Raw genomic sequence first — 15923 nt, forward strand, 5'->3', positions numbered from 1 at the left:
TAATAACAACTAAAATTAATAACTCTTTGCCTTTGGGAGAGATGCCGAAGGCAGAGAGGGATTAACTTTTGAATCTGTAACTTTGAACATTGAAATAAGTAAATGCAACAAACCGTAAAGACATATACCGTAGATGAAGCTTTAAAAAAGCTGGAAAACTATTGTGCTTATCAGGATCGTTGCCATAAGGAAGTACAGGAAAAGCTTAAAGAAATGCGTATGATCCCTGAAGCAATAGACCATATCATCTATCAACTCATTCAGGATAAATTTCTTGATGAAGAAAGATTTGCTCGCAGTTTTGCAAGAGGAAAGTTCAGAAGTAAAAAATGGGGGAAGACTAGAATAATACGCGAACTTAAACTCCGCGAAATAACAAAATACAATATAGATCTTGCCTTAACTGAAATTGAAGAGACAGATTATCTAAAAACCTTTGAAAAACTGGTCAAAAAGCGGTTAAAACAGCTAAAAACCGAGAAAAACCTCTACAAAAAGAAAAATAAATTGATGACTTATCTTCAGTATCGTGGTTGGGAAAGTAACTTAATTTATGAAAAAATAAATGAGCTTAAGTAAGCTCATTATTTTACACGGCTACAACCTGCTTTGCAGGTTTCTTTTTTCCTTTCTTCTTATTGAGCCATACTAAAAAGCCGGTAACAGGAAGACTTGCACATATCAGACTTATAAAAAATGCCAGAATTTTTCCGGGAAGTCCTAGTGCCGCACCTATATGTATATCATAATTGAGCATATTTAATTGATCTGCAAAATCAGCTTCTTCAAACCGATCTCCCTTTACACGAAATTGCTCTAAAGTATACTGATCGTAGTAATATTCATTCCTGTTAAAAAAAGAACCGTGATCCTGATAAGCAACTATCTCTATCGCATCATCCTCATCTTTTAAAACAGGCGTCATATACATTCCCTGCACATCAGGTTCCTGAGATATGGTTTTATACCAGGCTCTGTCTAGCGCTGTTATACCATCATCCTGTGCTAAATCTTTTTGAGCTATATCAGAATGAGGATGGTGATGCTCTGGCATAGACTCTCCTCCTGATGTAACATAATATAAAGAATCTGCAAACCACTCAAAACTGTAGACCAGACCCGTGACTGCAATAACTAATGCTAAAACCAAACTATAGAAACCAAGGACATTATGAAGATCATAATTTACCCTCTTAAAACTACCGTTCCATTTAATTTTAAAACTCTTATTAAAGTTGGCTTTTTTGAAATTTTTTGGCCACCACATAATTAAGCCTGTAATCAAAAGAAGAAGAAAGATCAAAGTACAAACACCCACAATTGGCCTGCCTATTTCATAAGGCATCCATAAAGCTCTGTGGCCATCTATAATAAAACGGAAGAAGTCAAAATTACCGCTTCCCAGTATCTGTTGTTTTTTTAAAAATTCTCCGGTATACGGATTAACAAAAACAGCTGTAAAACTTCTTTTTCCATCTTCAAAAGAGTTAAAACCAACTGCCGCAGCTCCTTCTGCATTACTGTAAGTAAGACCGGAAGGCTCTTGTCCCGGCATATATGCCAGTGCGGTATCGAGTATTTTACTAGGCGGCACAAATTGTTTATTCTGTACTTCAACAAAACGCCAAGGCTCAAAATAATCTTTTATCTCTTGCTGAAAAGCATAAAAACAACCCGTGATACTTACGATAAATACAACTATGCCACTACCAAGGCCAAGCCAGAGATGCAGCCAGTCATTGAGCTTTCTTAAGTTACCTTTAGTTTTCTTTTTATTGCCTTTTGCCATTCGAAAACAGGAAATAGAGTAAATAAAACCGACTCGCTAAATACTAGCGAGCCGGCAAATAAAATGTTATAATTTAAAAAATCCTGCGACAAAATTAGCTTCTACCTGAGCTCCTTTTGTTGCTGTGTAATTTGCAGTATCCATTTTATACACAAAAATACCATCATCTTCAGGAATACACAGATATACAAAATTACCTTCCTGTAGAGCTGCTAATCTTCTACCGTCCCCGTTATGCTGAGGCACACCACTTACGAGGTTCACTGTTTGTGCTTCAAGATCGATCACTGCAGATTCCAGCGGACTGTCTGACCACGCTCCCTGCTCATTTCTTGCTGCCATATTAATTTCAGCGAAAGCTTTACCATCTCCCAGATATTTTAAGTGTGCAGTATTATAACCACCTGTAGCTTCTGCAATATCAAAGAAATATTCAGTATCAAACTCAGTTGCGCCGCTATCGATTTTTAAGATTCCACTAGGCTTAGTGCTCTGGCTAAATCCGTTAGCCGGATTAGAATGAGAAACGGCATAAATATTTCCATCTTCATCTTTTATAAGTCCAGACTTCACATTAAACCCACCTATTGGCCCCACGCGATTATCTGTAATCACTTTTTCAAATTCAAGTTCAGGATAAGAGAATACCGCTACTTCAGCCTGATCTGTATAGCCAGTAGCATACGTATTAGGATCGCTTATGTAATAACTTAAGAATAAATGGTCATCACTTACAACCATACCTGAGTAAGAAGGTCCCACAAGTTCCGTAATTTCAGAAACAGGAACTTCTACGGTTTCAGTTACAGCTACAGTATTTACATCAAATTTGCGAAAAACAATCACATCTGAAGCACCAGACATAGTCACCGAAATCAATGTGTTTTCATTACCGGTTATAAGATCTGAAAGACTGTTTTCAAAAGAAACATCACCCGCTTGATCTAATGATTGATTTTCTTCATTTTTAGTGATGGCAACCACATTTACATCATCAAGACCACCAAGGCTATAAATTGTATTATCGATCTGAGTAAAATCGTAATAACCGGGTTGCTCAATCCCTTGTCCTGCTGCAGAAAGCGTACCGCTCATCACATCCTCAAAAGGAACTGAATAATACGTAAAACCACCTTCACTACCCTGAATAGCCAGAGAAACCACATAAGGATTATACTCTACGGCTGCGCCGCCATCATCATCTGTACCACCCACACTATCATCATCACTACTACAAGATGAAAAAGAAAAAACCGTTAGAACAGCTAGAAATAGTAATGCCATTCTCTTTGTAAAACTCATTGAATTCATATTCTTTAATTAATTATTATACATCATTCTATTATAAAACATACCTTAGTTTAAGGTAAAAAGCTCTTCCTGGTTTTTGTAACCTGTATTTATCATATAGCATTTCATCTGTGAAATTGCGACACTCTAGTGAAATATTGTATTTACCAGCCATAAGACTGTAACTCACTTCTAAACTGTGAGACGACTGTTGCGGAATCACCCTTTTACTTTCTACATCGCCATATCTAGACCAGCCTAAATAATATTCCTGTACATAGTTATAGTAGTAGTTCACATTTAAAAGTGATTCTTGTAAAACGACATCTTTAAAAGACAACCCCGCAACTGCATTCCCAAATAGATAAGGTGTATTGGGAAGGCGGGAACCTTTATTAAAATTGGTTTGATAGCCAGAATATTCACTATAAGTTTGATTTGCCTGATCAGTAATATTCTGGTAGGTGATATTTGCTTGTAAACGAAAGAAATCTTTCCAGCTATAGCGAAGACTTCCCTCAACCCCCACTGTGCGCGATTCTGCTAAGTTGCTGTAATTAGTTTGTGGACTAGCCACTGTCACAACCTGATATATAAGATCTTTTGAATTACGGTAAATAAAGGTACCATCTGCCTGAAATTGATGATCTTGTGCCACTCTAAAGTCATAAGTAGCTCCAAAGTTTAAATTATCGCTCTGTTCAGGGCCTAAATCGGCATTAGGCTGTACAAACAAACCATCACCAAATATTTCAGTAGCCCATGGCATGCGATAGGTGTGCTCGTAAGAAGTTTTTAATTGAAGATTAGGCAATACAAAATAGGAAGTAGCTAAACCGTAACCAAAATTCTCCTTCGCCGATTCATATACATTTGTCGAATTTTCGGTTAGGCCATACTGTAAGCTTGATTTAGCTTTCAAAAAATAGGCTTTCCCAAATAATGTGGTGCTCCATTTTTGATTATAATCAAATTTATAAGACAACCCAAGCACATGCTTATTTAATGATTTGGGGAATTGGTTCTGTATTCTTTCCGGATTTTCTTCATCAAATACCTCTCGATGAAAATATTGATATGCATAATTAAAAGCCAAAGCATGCTTTTCATTAATTAAATACCCACTATTAAACTGACCCGTAAACTCATCATCATCTAAAGTAACAAGGCTTGCAGCGCCATTTTCGGCATCTGTAGAAGAATTACTTTCTATTGTATCTCCATACCAGTTATAGCGCACACCGGCAAGGGTATCAATATTTTTGGTTTTGGTGATATTGTATGAACTGGTAAGGCTAACATCGAGACCATCAGCAAGAAAATCCTTCTTCTTGTATTTTAAGGTTGGGATAACAGAAGTACTTTCACTGGTTATAGCACCATAAACAGTCGCCATAGTGGCACCATTTTGTACCTGATTATCATCTGCTGAAGCAATAACTCCTAATAAAAGCTGATCTGCAAAATCTGTGTTCACAAATCCGGTTTCAAACTTTACAGTTCCTGATCTATACCTATCGTGAAATCTTCTCACTTCTGCCGTGTCAGTAATGTTTCCATTAGCATCTTTTATCTCTGCTAATACCTTATAATCGTTATTAGAATAATTATAATTTAAATTCCCTCTAACTGTAAAACCAGTTTCAGCATTTGTATAAGCTCCATTTACAGACGCTCTATGCGTGTTAAATGAACCAAAAGAATAGGAAGCATCCAGAAAATTATGCGTTTGATTAGTTATAATATTTACAGCGCCTCCCAACGCATCTGTACCTAACCAAACCGGCACTACTCCTTTGTAAACATCAATACGTGCAATAGAATTTACAGGGATGCTACTCAAGCTTAAAGAAGATCCAAAATTATCCATTGGGATACCATCGAGGAAAAATTTTACCTGATCCCCAGAAAACCCGTTTAAGGAGAAACTTAAATTAGAACCCAAGCCACCTTCCTGCAAAACCCGCACTCCCGGCACGCGGTCTAATACTTCTTTTGCGTCTGAAGTGCTGTTATAAAGCTCTTTAGTAGAAACAGAAGAAACGGCGTATGCCTGCTCATTCACTCTGCGTATAGCCGACTTGCCCTTAAGCTCAACCTGACCAATCTCATAAGCTTCTTCGCTTAATTTCACGGTTACATTAAGGTTTTCTCCAGATGTAAGTATTACTTCTTTTTGCTCAGTCCTAAATCCAAGAAATCTGAATTCTAAAATATATGTACCAGGCTTAATCTGATTAAATTGAAATTCACCATTGGCATCTGTAACAGTCCCTATGTTTTGAGTTGTCAAAATCACAGTTACCCCTTCTAAAGGTAGATCTTCTGAAGATGTAACAGTTCCTGAAATATTTCCATAGCTTGATTGAGCTGTTAGCTCAGCCGGAAGAGAAATTAGGAAAAGAACAAAAATTCCTGTGTAAAAATGAAAGTTTAAGAGTCGCAAAGTAATTTAGAACAGTTTTAAATTGCGGCAAATGTAAAAGAATTTTTCTTTTAGGAAAACTTATTTAGAATAAATAAAAAGAAGCAATAATGAAAAACTGGTTACCAGTTATTTCCAACATCAGATTAAACATGTTAATTACAATTGATCTAAACCCAAGCATTGCACAGAATGAGGACACAGAAATTATACCGACACCTTTAACCCACTTGACGAAAAACGCCTGAAATGACCCAAAAATCGGTCTTACTAATAAAAAAACTAGCCGATTACCTGCTATATCGTTACTGGCCGGGAGAGTGGGTTTATGAAAAAGCTAAAGATGTGGTGCCATATCATTGAACATCAAATCATCTGTAAATTTGTGTTAATAAAAAGTTAAGTATTTGAATTGATATTATGATTTCTGATATATATATATATATATATCTTTAAGTAATACTAATCAAATAATTAACGATACGAAAAAATTATTCTTACCTGTAGTACTTGTTTCTTTTACATTGGATTCAAATGCATCAGAGACATCAAATACAAGCAATTTTGAAACTGCTTTTGAATGTCACAGGCACATAAGTGTAGATTGTGATGGGGATGGCAATGCTGACTACGAAGGCACGGTACGTTGTGAGTATGGGGATGCATTGAGAGATCAATTTATCAGTGCGTGCCGCTAACCTGTTAATTTAATACCAATGACCCAAGATAGAAGATTAAATTTTGGGTCATAATTTTAATCCTATGAAATTTATTATACCTACTTTTTTAGTTTTTTTAATCCCTATTTCCATCAACGCACAAACCGGAATTGTAAATTATGGTGAAATACAAAGTATGGGAATGGGAAGTTCGGTAGGTCCAGACTACAATGCTATTTTAGTTTTTGACACCAGCAATTCTTTATACATCACCCGTAAAGATTCATTAGAGGGCGGTCATATATTGGAACAGAGAAATTTTGAACATACTGATGGCAATGGCAGTTCTATAACAGTAGTGACAAATCCCGAAGGTTTTTTGTACTATTATAATTCTCATCATAAAATTCTATATTCACGCGATTTGGGTTTCAAATATATAAAAGATAAAACCATAGCTATCCCTTGGAAAATCCAGGATACAACAAAAAAAATTGGGGATTATACAGTACAAAAAGCAACAGCTTTTTTTCGAGGCAGGAATTATACGGCGTGGTTTACCACTAAAATACCCTTACCATACGGCCCATGGAAGCTTTCAGGACTTCCTGGATTAATTCTTGAAGCTTATGATACTGATAAAGAAATCTATTGGTATTTTAAAAACATTGAATATCCCTCAAAAAAATCATATTTATTAAAGCCTATAAAAGCCCCTAACGATATATGGATGACTTTTGAAGATTTTAAAAAGTTCTCTATAAAGACATATCTTGATGCTCAGGTAAGCGGTAGAATGATCGCAGAAAGTGCTGGTTATTCAAATAATGATGAATATGAGATGAGTAAAAGCAGGATAGAAGCCTTTAAAATAGAAGAAAATTAAAGTACTTATTAGACTATTGCTGTATGTAGCCATTCTATCAACATGGTCAGCCAAGAGCCAGCAGTTTTATATTTCTGGAATCATTATAGACTCTATTTCCCAAGACCCTGTAGGTTCTGCCAGTATAATTGCAAAAAATGACAATTCAATTTTAGCTTACACCTATACCAACAACCAAGGTGACTACTCATTAATGGTTGAAATGAAAAACACACTTGATTCTATTATTCTAGAGGTAAATAGTCTGGGCTTTAAAAAACAAACTCAAAAATTAGCTTTCAGTACAAAAAACCAGCTTAGTTTAGATTTTCAGCTCCTCCCGCAAGTTGAAGAACTCAACACCGTCGTGCTTAAATCTGATGAAAAAATAAAGATCAATAGAGACACGGTTTCATATAAAGTAGCTGCGTTTACAAACAAGACTGAGCAAACTGTTGAAGACGTACTTAGAAATATTCCCGGTATCGAGATTGATGAAAATGGCAATATTAAGGCACAAGGCAAGAATATCCAAAAAATATTGATTGAGGGCGATGATCTCGCAGACCGCAATTATAAAGTCATCTCAAAAAACCTCGATGCCAATGTGCTTGATAAAGTAGAGGTAATCAGCAATTATGATGAAAACCCGGTTCTAAAACAGTTTTTAAACAGTGAGGCAGTCGTCATTAACCTAAAACTTAAAGACAAATCAAAGTCCATCTGGTTTGGCACATTTAAAGCAGGAGCAGGAAATGACAAGCGCTATCTTGCAGACATTAACCTGGGTCTGATACGTCCAGAAATAAAATTTCTGGATTTGGGTAATTATAATACTACCGGAAACCCTGCAAAAGGCCAACTTGAAAATTACACATTTGAAAGTTTGGGATTTAATGATTTTGATGAAAATTATACCTTTCAGGCAGAACCCTTGCTAAGCCTTCAAGGTAACTCTACCCTGCTTGATGATAAATTTTACACAGAGAATAAAAGCATTTCAAATAACCTGCTCGCCAACAAATCCATCTGGGAAAAGACCAAATTGAGAAATTCACTTCTTATATATCAGGATAATTTAAACAAAAACTATTTAGATAACACACTCTATTTTTTGCCTGATGGCAACATCACCTATAGCGAGTTGAACCAATTTGACTTTAAAAACACAAATCTGACCTACGATTTGGAGGTTAAACATCCCATTAATACCGATAATTTCCTCACTTTTCAAACTAAATTTTCCATTGCTGAAGAACTATCGGGCAACCGCCTGCTTTTCAATGATCAAAATAGCATCGCTCAAACATTGGGAAACAAGCAATACAAACTGGAAACCAATATTCATCATACAACAAAGATCAAAAAAGGGGCACTTACAATCTATGGCTTTACTGGGGCTCAAAACAATGAATTTGTGCTTGATATTTCTCCAAATACCCTGTTAACAGAAACCCAGCAGGCAAATACTACGATAAAAACTGCCATACTCGATAACACGATTTATCAAGGCCTAAAAACAAGCCTGATATTTAAAATAGGCAAATTTTCCTATTCCCTGCTTGCAGGCATAACAAATACTAAAAGTAAAATTAAATATGATGCCACTCAAACCGATGGGCAACAACCTACATCTACTGCGGTAGACAGCTTATCAGGTATAAATCGACTCAATGAATTTGAAACATACGCCGCTTTTAAAGGACAGTATAGCCTCATACCAGATAAACTCCTTCTGGAAAGTGAGCTGCAACTTCAACACATAAACTATCAACCCAGGATTGATCCCCAGCACTTCTTATTTTTTAATCCACAGGTAAAATTGCGGTTGATTAAAATACCTGTGGGATCTTTTTCCCTTGGTTTTAGCAGAAAAAATGAAATCCCCAAACTCAATCACTTTAACAGCAACTTTGTCCTACAGAATTACCGAAGTTTACGCTTGGGTGCATCAACAGTTAAAGCCATAACATCAAACCAATATTCCTTTTCTTATATTTTAAGCAAAAAGAAAGAGCGCATCCTAATAGATGCAGGTATAGCTTACTCTGAATATAATAGAAACCTTGTTGCCAACAGCCTACTAACGCAGAATTTAAACAGCACCCGCCTTGTTTACGCTCCTGGTGGAAGTTTATTTACCGCTAGAGCAGGTTTTACAACCTACAGCGATTTAGCAAAAATCTCTTTTAAATTTGGCTACAACAAAACCCGATTTAAAAATCCCTTCGTGTTGAACAGTGATTTTTATAGCATAGAAAACAACTCAGATAATTACTATTTTAGAGGGACAACCTATTGGAAAGGATTTTTGAATTTTCGATTCTCAGGAGGCTTAAATGTGAGCAGAGGAGAAATACAAGGATCAACAAATACCAATACAACCTACAAAGGAAAGCTAGAATCAATATTAAGGCTCAATGACCGTATTTTTGGAAACTTAGAAAACGAGGTGCATCACATCAATAATACCTTTTATGAAGCCAGTACGTTAACCCTAGAATACCGCCCGGAAAAAAAGGGCTATATTTTTGGGATACAAGCACAGAACTTGTTTAATACAAAAGAATATACCTTTAGCACTATCTCAGATTACACACGTAGCGATCTGGTTTTTGAAGCCGTACCCAGATATGTAATAGGTTATTTAAAGTTTAGATTTTAAACAGGAATACCATGAGCGGCATGCGTTTCAGTAATGGCGCGTTCATTCTTTTCATCAATCCAAGCTTGCCCTTTTCGTTTGCGCATAAAAATATCGTAATACCGCATCACAAAAACGTTGTATACAGCTTTGGCAAGATGTTTTGGCTTTCGCGGAAGCGCCCTTAAACTCATACTAAATCCCGGAGTTACATATTTCATATAATGCCAGTAACCTTCAGGCATATATAAAGTCTCACCATGTTTTAAATGGGTGATATAACCCTCAGCTTTTTTAAGCACAGGGAATTTTTCATAATCAGGATTATCAAAATCTATATCCTCCCGTGTGATTAAAGAATGTGGTACTTTATAGAGGTTTTCCGTTTCTGAAGGCGGAAAAAGAATACACTGCTTTTCACCATGAAAATGGAAGTGCAAAATGTTTGCCCAGTCAATGTCATGGTGCATAAAAACCCTGCTGTTCTCACCACCAAAAAATACCATAGGGATCTGCTTCAATAAATGCAATCCTATTTTTGGGAATTTAAAATCCTTCTTAAGAGAAGGCACATCTTTCATGATATTATAAAGAAAGATACGGTAACTCGTTGGCTCCCTTTTAAGCAGATCGATATAGTCTGCCATTTTCATTTTTGCATGGGCTTCATTAAAACCATCTTCATGGGTCACCGGGCGATCATCATAAAGTGGCACTTCACGATCTCCCGCAACTTCTTTTATATAATCGAGGCTCCACTTGTCATAAGCAGGCCAATCACCTATAAGTTCCTCAATAACAACTGGTTTTTGAGGCTTGAGATATTGTTCTACAAACTCTGCTTTAGAGATTGATTTGACTCTATTTATTTCAGTTAACTTCAATTAGATTGGTTTAAAATACTACGCTTTTGATTTGGCCTTTGCCACTTCATTACGGGGAATTACGTGACCTGGGCGTGACCATTTTGGTTTTTCGCCTAAAGGCAAATGAGCAGAATTCTCTGCCTCTACTGTTTGAGGTTGCGCCTTTTTGTCAAATGCTTTTTGAGGGTTAAGTCCTAATAATTTAAACATCGCCATATCCTCATTTACATCAGGATTGGGAGTCGTCAACAATTTATCACCGGCAAAAATAGAATTCGCTCCGGCGAAAAAGCACATCGCTTGTCCTTCTCTGCTCATCTGGGTACGCCCGGCACTTAGTCGTACCTGTGTTTCTGGCATTACAATACGCGTTGTAGCAACCATACGCACCATTTCCCAGATAGAAATAGGCTCAATATCTTCCATAGGTGTTCCTTCAACAGCTACTAAAGCATTGATAGGTACAGATTCAGGTTGTGGATCAAGAGTCGCAAGAGCTACCAGCATTCCTGCACGATCTTCTAGTTTTTCTCCCATACCTATTATACCACCGCTACAAACAGTAACGTTAGTCTTGCGCACATTACCTATAGTATCAAGTCTATCCTGAAAAGCACGTGTTGAGACCACATCTTTATAATAATCTTCAGAAGTATCAAGATTATGATTATAGGCGTACAAACCGGCTTCTGCAAGACGTTGCGCTTGATTTTCGGTTATCATACCCAGCGTACAGCAAACTTCCATATCAAGCTTATTAATAGTACGCACCATTTCAAGCACCTGATCAAATTCCTCCCCGTCTTTTACATTACGCCATGCAGCACCCATACAAACACGCGAACTACCGGCTGCTTTTGCACGTAAAGCCTGGGCTTTTACCTGCTGCACACCCATAAGGTCATTACCTTCAATATTTGTATGATAACGAGCCGCTTGTGGGCAATACCCGCAATCTTCCGGGCAACCGCCTGTTTTTATAGATAACAGTGTAGAAACCTGAACGGTGTTAGGATCGTGATGTAAACGATGTACAGTAGCCGCATCATAAAGCAGCTCCATAAGTGGTTTATTGTATATTTCCAGGATTTCTTCCCGGGTCCAATCGTGTCGCATAGCAAAATCTTCTAAGTTCAAAAATACTAAATATGTTGTTTATAACGCAGCAGCAGTTTAAGCTTTACTCAATAAAATACTAACTGCATTGCCGCCAAAACCTACTGCATTAACTAAAATATTATTCAATGTTTTGTTTTTGCCTTGCGGCGAAATAAAAGGCACTTCAACAAACTCCTGTGTTTGTAGCATGCGTATTGCAAGATCGAGACTCAACAAACCACTTGCACCAAAAGAGTGACCTATCTTCCATTTATTAGTTGTTAATAACGGAAGATTTCCTTCAAAAATTTTCTCGATCGCTTTAAATTCTGAGCTGTCGCCTAGCATCGTCCCCGGCGCATGCATTACAACAGCATCTACTTTTTCTCTCATTCCTGAGAAGTCAGAAATCGCATTACCACTATGACTTTCGCCAAAAGCATCTTCAATTGCCATTTTCATCGACCTTTGAAAACATTCTGCTTCAGCGGAAATAGAGACCGCGTGTTTTAATTTCTCTGTAGCATAGCCTATTCCGGTGACGTAGGCTAAGGCATTTTCTCTTTCCCCCACCTCTAAACATACCGAAGCTGCACCTTCGCCTAAAACCATTGTATTTTCGGTTTTATTTAAGTCAAAAGCTAAACACGGAAATTCACTTTTCTCATCTGCTCTGCTATACGTCTTCATTGCTCGCATCTGTTCAATAGTAAACGCTGTTAAAGCTGCTTCGCTACCGCCCACTAAAAATTTATCACACATACCGGCCTGCAACCAAGCCACTCCGTTTAATAAAGCGTGCAAAGCTGTAGAGCAGGTTATAGAATGTGAAATTTCTGGTCCGTGGTTTTGTAAATCCTGTGCCACCCATGAAGAAATGTTTCCCAGCGTAGTGGTAGGCGAAGCCAGTGTTGTGCTTTTATTATCTTTCGCAAAAGCGGAATAATATTTTTCAAAAAGCTGCGTCGCACCGCGCGAAGAACCAATATTAATTCCAAAATCATCTCCTTTTTGCCAGCCGGCAATTTTCATCGCTTCTCGCGAAACGTAGATAGCATATAAAACACTGGGATCTAGCTCTTGATAATTACGATTTTCACCCCGAATGGATTCAACCTGATTTTTGGTTTCTTCCGGCAATTCTCCTACCCACGCCTGAAAATCGGCTTTATAGCTCAAAAAATGGCTTTTATGGGCATAATTTCGGCTAATTGATGCGGGATTATGACCAAGGGCTGAAATGGCTGAAATTCCGGTAATGGCAATTGGTTGCTTCACTACAAATTTTTTCTGCTGCAAAAATAGTATTTCAAAAAAGGAGAACGTCTAAAAATTATTTTTTAGCATAAATACTGTTAGATTCGTAGTACAAATCTAATTATGTCAAATTATAATAACGAACTCATAGAAGAAGAACGCAGTTGGTGGTCGCGTAACTGGAAATGGGTTGTACCCACCGGCGGCTGTCTTACAATAATTTTACTGGCAATCATTCTATTGGGTACAGCGGTTTTTGGCTTTGTAAGTGAAGTAAAAAAAGGAACTGGTGCAGATGATGCTTTTGAAATTGCACGGGTAAACAAAAGAGTGCAGACAGAACTAGGTGAGCCTATAGAAAAAGATGGCTTTGGCAGTTATAATGTAAGTATTAATAACGGACACAAAACCGCAGAAGCCAAAATACCAATTAGAGGGCCAAAAGGTGAGGCTACTTTATATGTAAAAACCTCGGGTAGCGATGACGATAAAACCTACGAAATTCTGGAAGTTCAGGTAGAAGATACCGGTGAGACAATTGATATAAGAGAGGTTAAACTTGACCGCCGCAATAATTAAGGATAGCAAATCAAGTCAATTTTACAAATAGACTGGTCAAATTGTACCATACATTGATTTAAAATTTATCTAAAATCTTCCTTATTACATCATAAACTTTTTCCATCTCTTCTTTGGTAATCACATAAGGCGCTAAAATATAAAGCGTTGCTCCTAATGGCCGCAAATAAACGCCATTTTCCATACAGAAATTAAAGAGTTCATAGCGCAGATCGCCGTAGCGTTCTATCTTGATATTGAGATCCAGCGCATAGATAATGCCGCGCTGGCGGGTATTTTTGACCTTAGGATGATCTTTTATGGATGCATTAAACCCCTCGTGCCAACCCATTATGGTTTTAATTTTTTCCTGAATTTCATCAGAATTTAATAAATCAAGAGCGGCAAGCGCGGTTGCACATGCAATAGGATTTGCCGAATAAGTATGCGCATGAAACAAACCTTTGCCAATATCATCTGCATAAAATGCGTCATAAACTCTTTGAGTACAAGTCGTAATTCCCATAGGCACCAGTCCTGCCGTAAGCGCCTTTGAAAGGCACATCACATCTGGTTTTTCGGCTAAATAATCTGAAGCGAAATATTTCCCGGTTTTACCAAAACCTGTCATCACCTCATCTGCAATTGTGATAATATCCAGGGAATGGCAGAGTTTGAGAATCTGTTCTAGCCCATCAGGTTCATACATTAACATTCCGGCAGCTCCCTGAACCAGCGGTTCATAGATAAATCCGGCTAAAGGAGTTTCGGCATGAAAGCTTTCAATAGCTTTAAGAATATCATTCATATTTTCGCGGTCAGGCAAAGGAATGCGCTTTACATCAATAAAAAATTCTTCAAATGGCCCGTTATAAACTGAAAGTCCGGAAACTGACATTGCACCAAGCGTATCGCCATGAAAACCATTTTCAAAAGCCAGTAGAGTTTTGCGGGAATTGCCTTGATTGTGATGGTACTGTAAGGCCATTTTTATACCAATTTCAGTAGAAGTAGAACCGTTGTCATTAAACATCACTTTCTGCTGATTCCCTGGGAGGATTTTCATCAACTCCTCAGATAATTTTATTGCCGGCTCGTGTGTAAATCCGCTAAAAACCACCTGGTCCAGCTGTTGCATTTGCTCATAGGCCTTACTAGTTATATAGTCGTTGCAATGCCCATAAACGGCAGTGTACCACGAGGAAATCGCATCTACATATTCTTTCCCGTTTTCATCCCATAACAAAGCTCCTTTTGCCTTTACAATAGGCAAAGATTCCGGGTGCAGTTTGTGCTGCGTCAACGGGTGCCAAATGTGTTTTTTATCTCTTTCTGTTAAGCTCATGTCTTTATCTTATTAGCTTCCTCTCCTAATGGGAGAGGATTGAGGTGAGGGCTCCCTCATCCCCCGCCTTCTCCCCAAGGGAGAGGAAACGATTATATCAAATAAGTTTCTCTTTTAAAATTTCAGCATACTCCTTCACCACCATTTTATCAAAATAGGGTTCTTCGTCTATTCGACCTAAGATAGGAACGCCAGACATTTTTGCGATAATTGATTCTGTTGACTCGATTTCTGCGCCGCTGAATAAGATGCCGTGTATGTCTTTACCACTTTGTTTCAGCTTTTCTATCGTAAGCAACGTGTGATTGATACTGCCCAAATAATGTCGTGAAACCACAATTACTTTATAATCGGGTTTGATAAGATCTAAAATAGTTTCGGTGTCGCTGATGGGGACTAGCAGTCCACCGGCACCTTCAATTACCAGATTATTCTCCGTTTCAGGAATTTTTATTTCCGCGGAAGCGATATGCACACCATCAATTTCTGCCGCGGCATGCGGACTCATAGGAGTCTGTAATTCGAAAGCGCTGGGGTGGAATTTGGTTTTTTGGTTTGAAACCAGTTTCTCTACTTTATTAGTATCTGTATGGTCAAGATCACCGGCTTGTATAGGCTTCCAGTAATCGGCTTCTAAAGCTTCTGTAACAATTGCGGAAGCTACCGTTTTACCCACTTCAGTAGAAATGCCGGTAATAAAAAATATGTTTTTACTCATTACGATTAAATTGATTGTGACAGACTTCACATCTGTATGTATACCTTGTATAGAAAGGCAAGACAACAACAAGCAAACTCACTAAAAAAGAAATCAGCGCCCTAAAGCTTTTTATGCTCGTAAAATAATCTATATCTGTGCTGTTACATTTAGGACAGTGAAGAGGCTCACCGCTGTCGTCTAGTGAATATTCCTCAACTGTAGAAAGGATTTTCTTTGCTTTTTCTGCATCATTTTCCCAAACGGCGAGTTTAACTCCGCCTATAGCATTACTGATAATGGGATCTGTATCTACGGTATATTGATCTTGTAAAAAGGCTTCAATTCCTTCAGACTCCAGCATCCCTTTGAAGATTATTGCTTCTGATGAATACTGATAAACGGCTACGATTTTAAACTTGTCATTCAC

General features: G+C 37.7%; 13 protein-coding genes. 4 read left to right on the top strand and 9 right to left on the bottom strand.

From position 1 onward, the window contains the following. The first annotated feature begins 102 nt into the window (after window positions 1–102). Window positions 103–579, top strand: a complete 477-nt coding sequence (locus tag ACH3PA_RS06040) for a regulatory protein RecX (protein WP_416446192.1) — start codon at window positions 103–105, stop codon at window positions 577–579. 10 nt (window positions 580–589) lie between these two features. Here the strand turns inward: ACH3PA_RS06040 and ACH3PA_RS06045 are convergent, their stop codons facing one another. The 3 genes from ACH3PA_RS06045 to ACH3PA_RS06055 all read right to left on the bottom strand — a co-directional run bounded on the left by ACH3PA_RS06045 (window position 590) and on the right by ACH3PA_RS06055 (window position 5525). Beyond that, entirely contained in the window at window positions 590–1789 is a 1200-nt protein-coding gene (locus ACH3PA_RS06045) for a PepSY-associated TM helix domain-containing protein (RefSeq protein ID WP_416446190.1), read from the bottom strand. Between the two features lie 66 nt (window positions 1790–1855). Continuing rightward, window positions 1856–3100 carry a DUF4374 domain-containing protein gene (locus ACH3PA_RS06050; protein ID WP_416446188.1) on the bottom strand — a complete coding sequence of 415 codons (1245 nt, stop codon included), beginning with the start codon at window positions 3098–3100 and terminating at the stop codon, window positions 1856–1858. 31 nt (window positions 3101–3131) lie between these two features. Next, window positions 3132–5525 carry a TonB-dependent receptor domain-containing protein gene (locus ACH3PA_RS06055; protein ID WP_416446186.1) on the bottom strand — a complete coding sequence of 798 codons (2394 nt, stop codon included), beginning with the start codon at window positions 5523–5525 and terminating at the stop codon, window positions 3132–3134. A gap of 741 nt (window positions 5526–6266) precedes the next feature. Between ACH3PA_RS06055 and ACH3PA_RS06060 the strand changes: the two genes are divergently transcribed. Continuing rightward, window positions 6267–7049, top strand: coding sequence for a GLPGLI family protein (locus ACH3PA_RS06060; RefSeq protein WP_416446184.1), 783 nt, complete (start codon window positions 6267–6269; stop codon window positions 7047–7049). A gap of 16 nt (window positions 7050–7065) precedes the next feature. Continuing rightward, entirely contained in the window at window positions 7066–9693 is a 2628-nt protein-coding gene (locus ACH3PA_RS06065; RefSeq protein ID WP_416448455.1) for a carboxypeptidase-like regulatory domain-containing protein, read from the top strand. On the opposite strand, the gene ACH3PA_RS06070 is transcribed toward ACH3PA_RS06065, so the two are convergent. Genes ACH3PA_RS06070 through ACH3PA_RS06080 form a run of 3 tightly spaced genes read right to left on the bottom strand, consistent with a single transcriptional unit; the run spans window position 9690 to window position 12914 of the window. Then, window positions 9690–10556, bottom strand: a complete 867-nt coding sequence (locus ACH3PA_RS06070; protein ID WP_416446180.1) for a cupin-like domain-containing protein — start codon at window positions 10554–10556, stop codon at window positions 9690–9692. The two genes, ACH3PA_RS06065 and ACH3PA_RS06070, sit on opposite strands and share 4 nt — an antisense overlap. Window positions 10557–10574: 18 nt before the next feature. Continuing rightward, on the bottom strand, window positions 10575–11654 hold the full coding sequence (gene bioB / locus ACH3PA_RS06075) for a biotin synthase BioB (protein ID WP_416446178.1): 1080 nt from the start codon (window positions 11652–11654) through the stop codon (window positions 10575–10577). Window positions 11655–11711: 57 nt separating this feature from the next. After that, on the bottom strand, window positions 11712–12914 hold the full coding sequence (locus ACH3PA_RS06080) for a beta-ketoacyl synthase N-terminal-like domain-containing protein (RefSeq protein WP_416446176.1): 1203 nt from the start codon (window positions 12912–12914) through the stop codon (window positions 11712–11714). Window positions 12915–13016: 102 nt separating this feature from the next. On the opposite strand from ACH3PA_RS06080, the gene ACH3PA_RS06085 reads away from it, so the two are divergent. Beyond that, complete coding sequence (locus ACH3PA_RS06085) at window positions 13017–13472, top strand: cytochrome c oxidase assembly factor Coa1 family protein (protein WP_416446174.1); 456 nt, start codon at window positions 13017–13019, stop codon at window positions 13470–13472. Window positions 13473–13530: 58 nt separating this feature from the next. Here ACH3PA_RS06085 and bioA read toward each other — a convergent pair whose 3' ends face one another. The 3 genes from bioA to ACH3PA_RS06100 form a co-directional block, all read right to left on the bottom strand. Next, window positions 13531–14796: an adenosylmethionine--8-amino-7-oxononanoate transaminase gene (gene bioA / locus ACH3PA_RS06090; protein ID WP_416446172.1), complete on the bottom strand. Its 1266-nt coding sequence runs from the start codon at window positions 14794–14796 to the stop codon at window positions 13531–13533. Window positions 14797–14893: 97 nt separating this feature from the next. Next, window positions 14894–15514: a dethiobiotin synthase gene (bioD, locus tag ACH3PA_RS06095; RefSeq protein ID WP_416446170.1), complete on the bottom strand. Its 621-nt coding sequence runs from the start codon at window positions 15512–15514 to the stop codon at window positions 14894–14896. Next, a complete protein-coding gene (locus ACH3PA_RS06100) occupies window positions 15507–15923 on the bottom strand; it encodes a putative signal transducing protein (RefSeq protein ID WP_416446168.1) in 417 nt (138 codons plus the stop codon). The genes bioD and ACH3PA_RS06100 overlap by 8 nt, the downstream gene beginning before the upstream one ends.

The sequence above is a fragment of the Leeuwenhoekiella sp. A2 genome (assembly GCF_047946655.1).
GTDB lineage: Bacteria > Bacteroidota > Bacteroidia > Flavobacteriales > Flavobacteriaceae > Leeuwenhoekiella.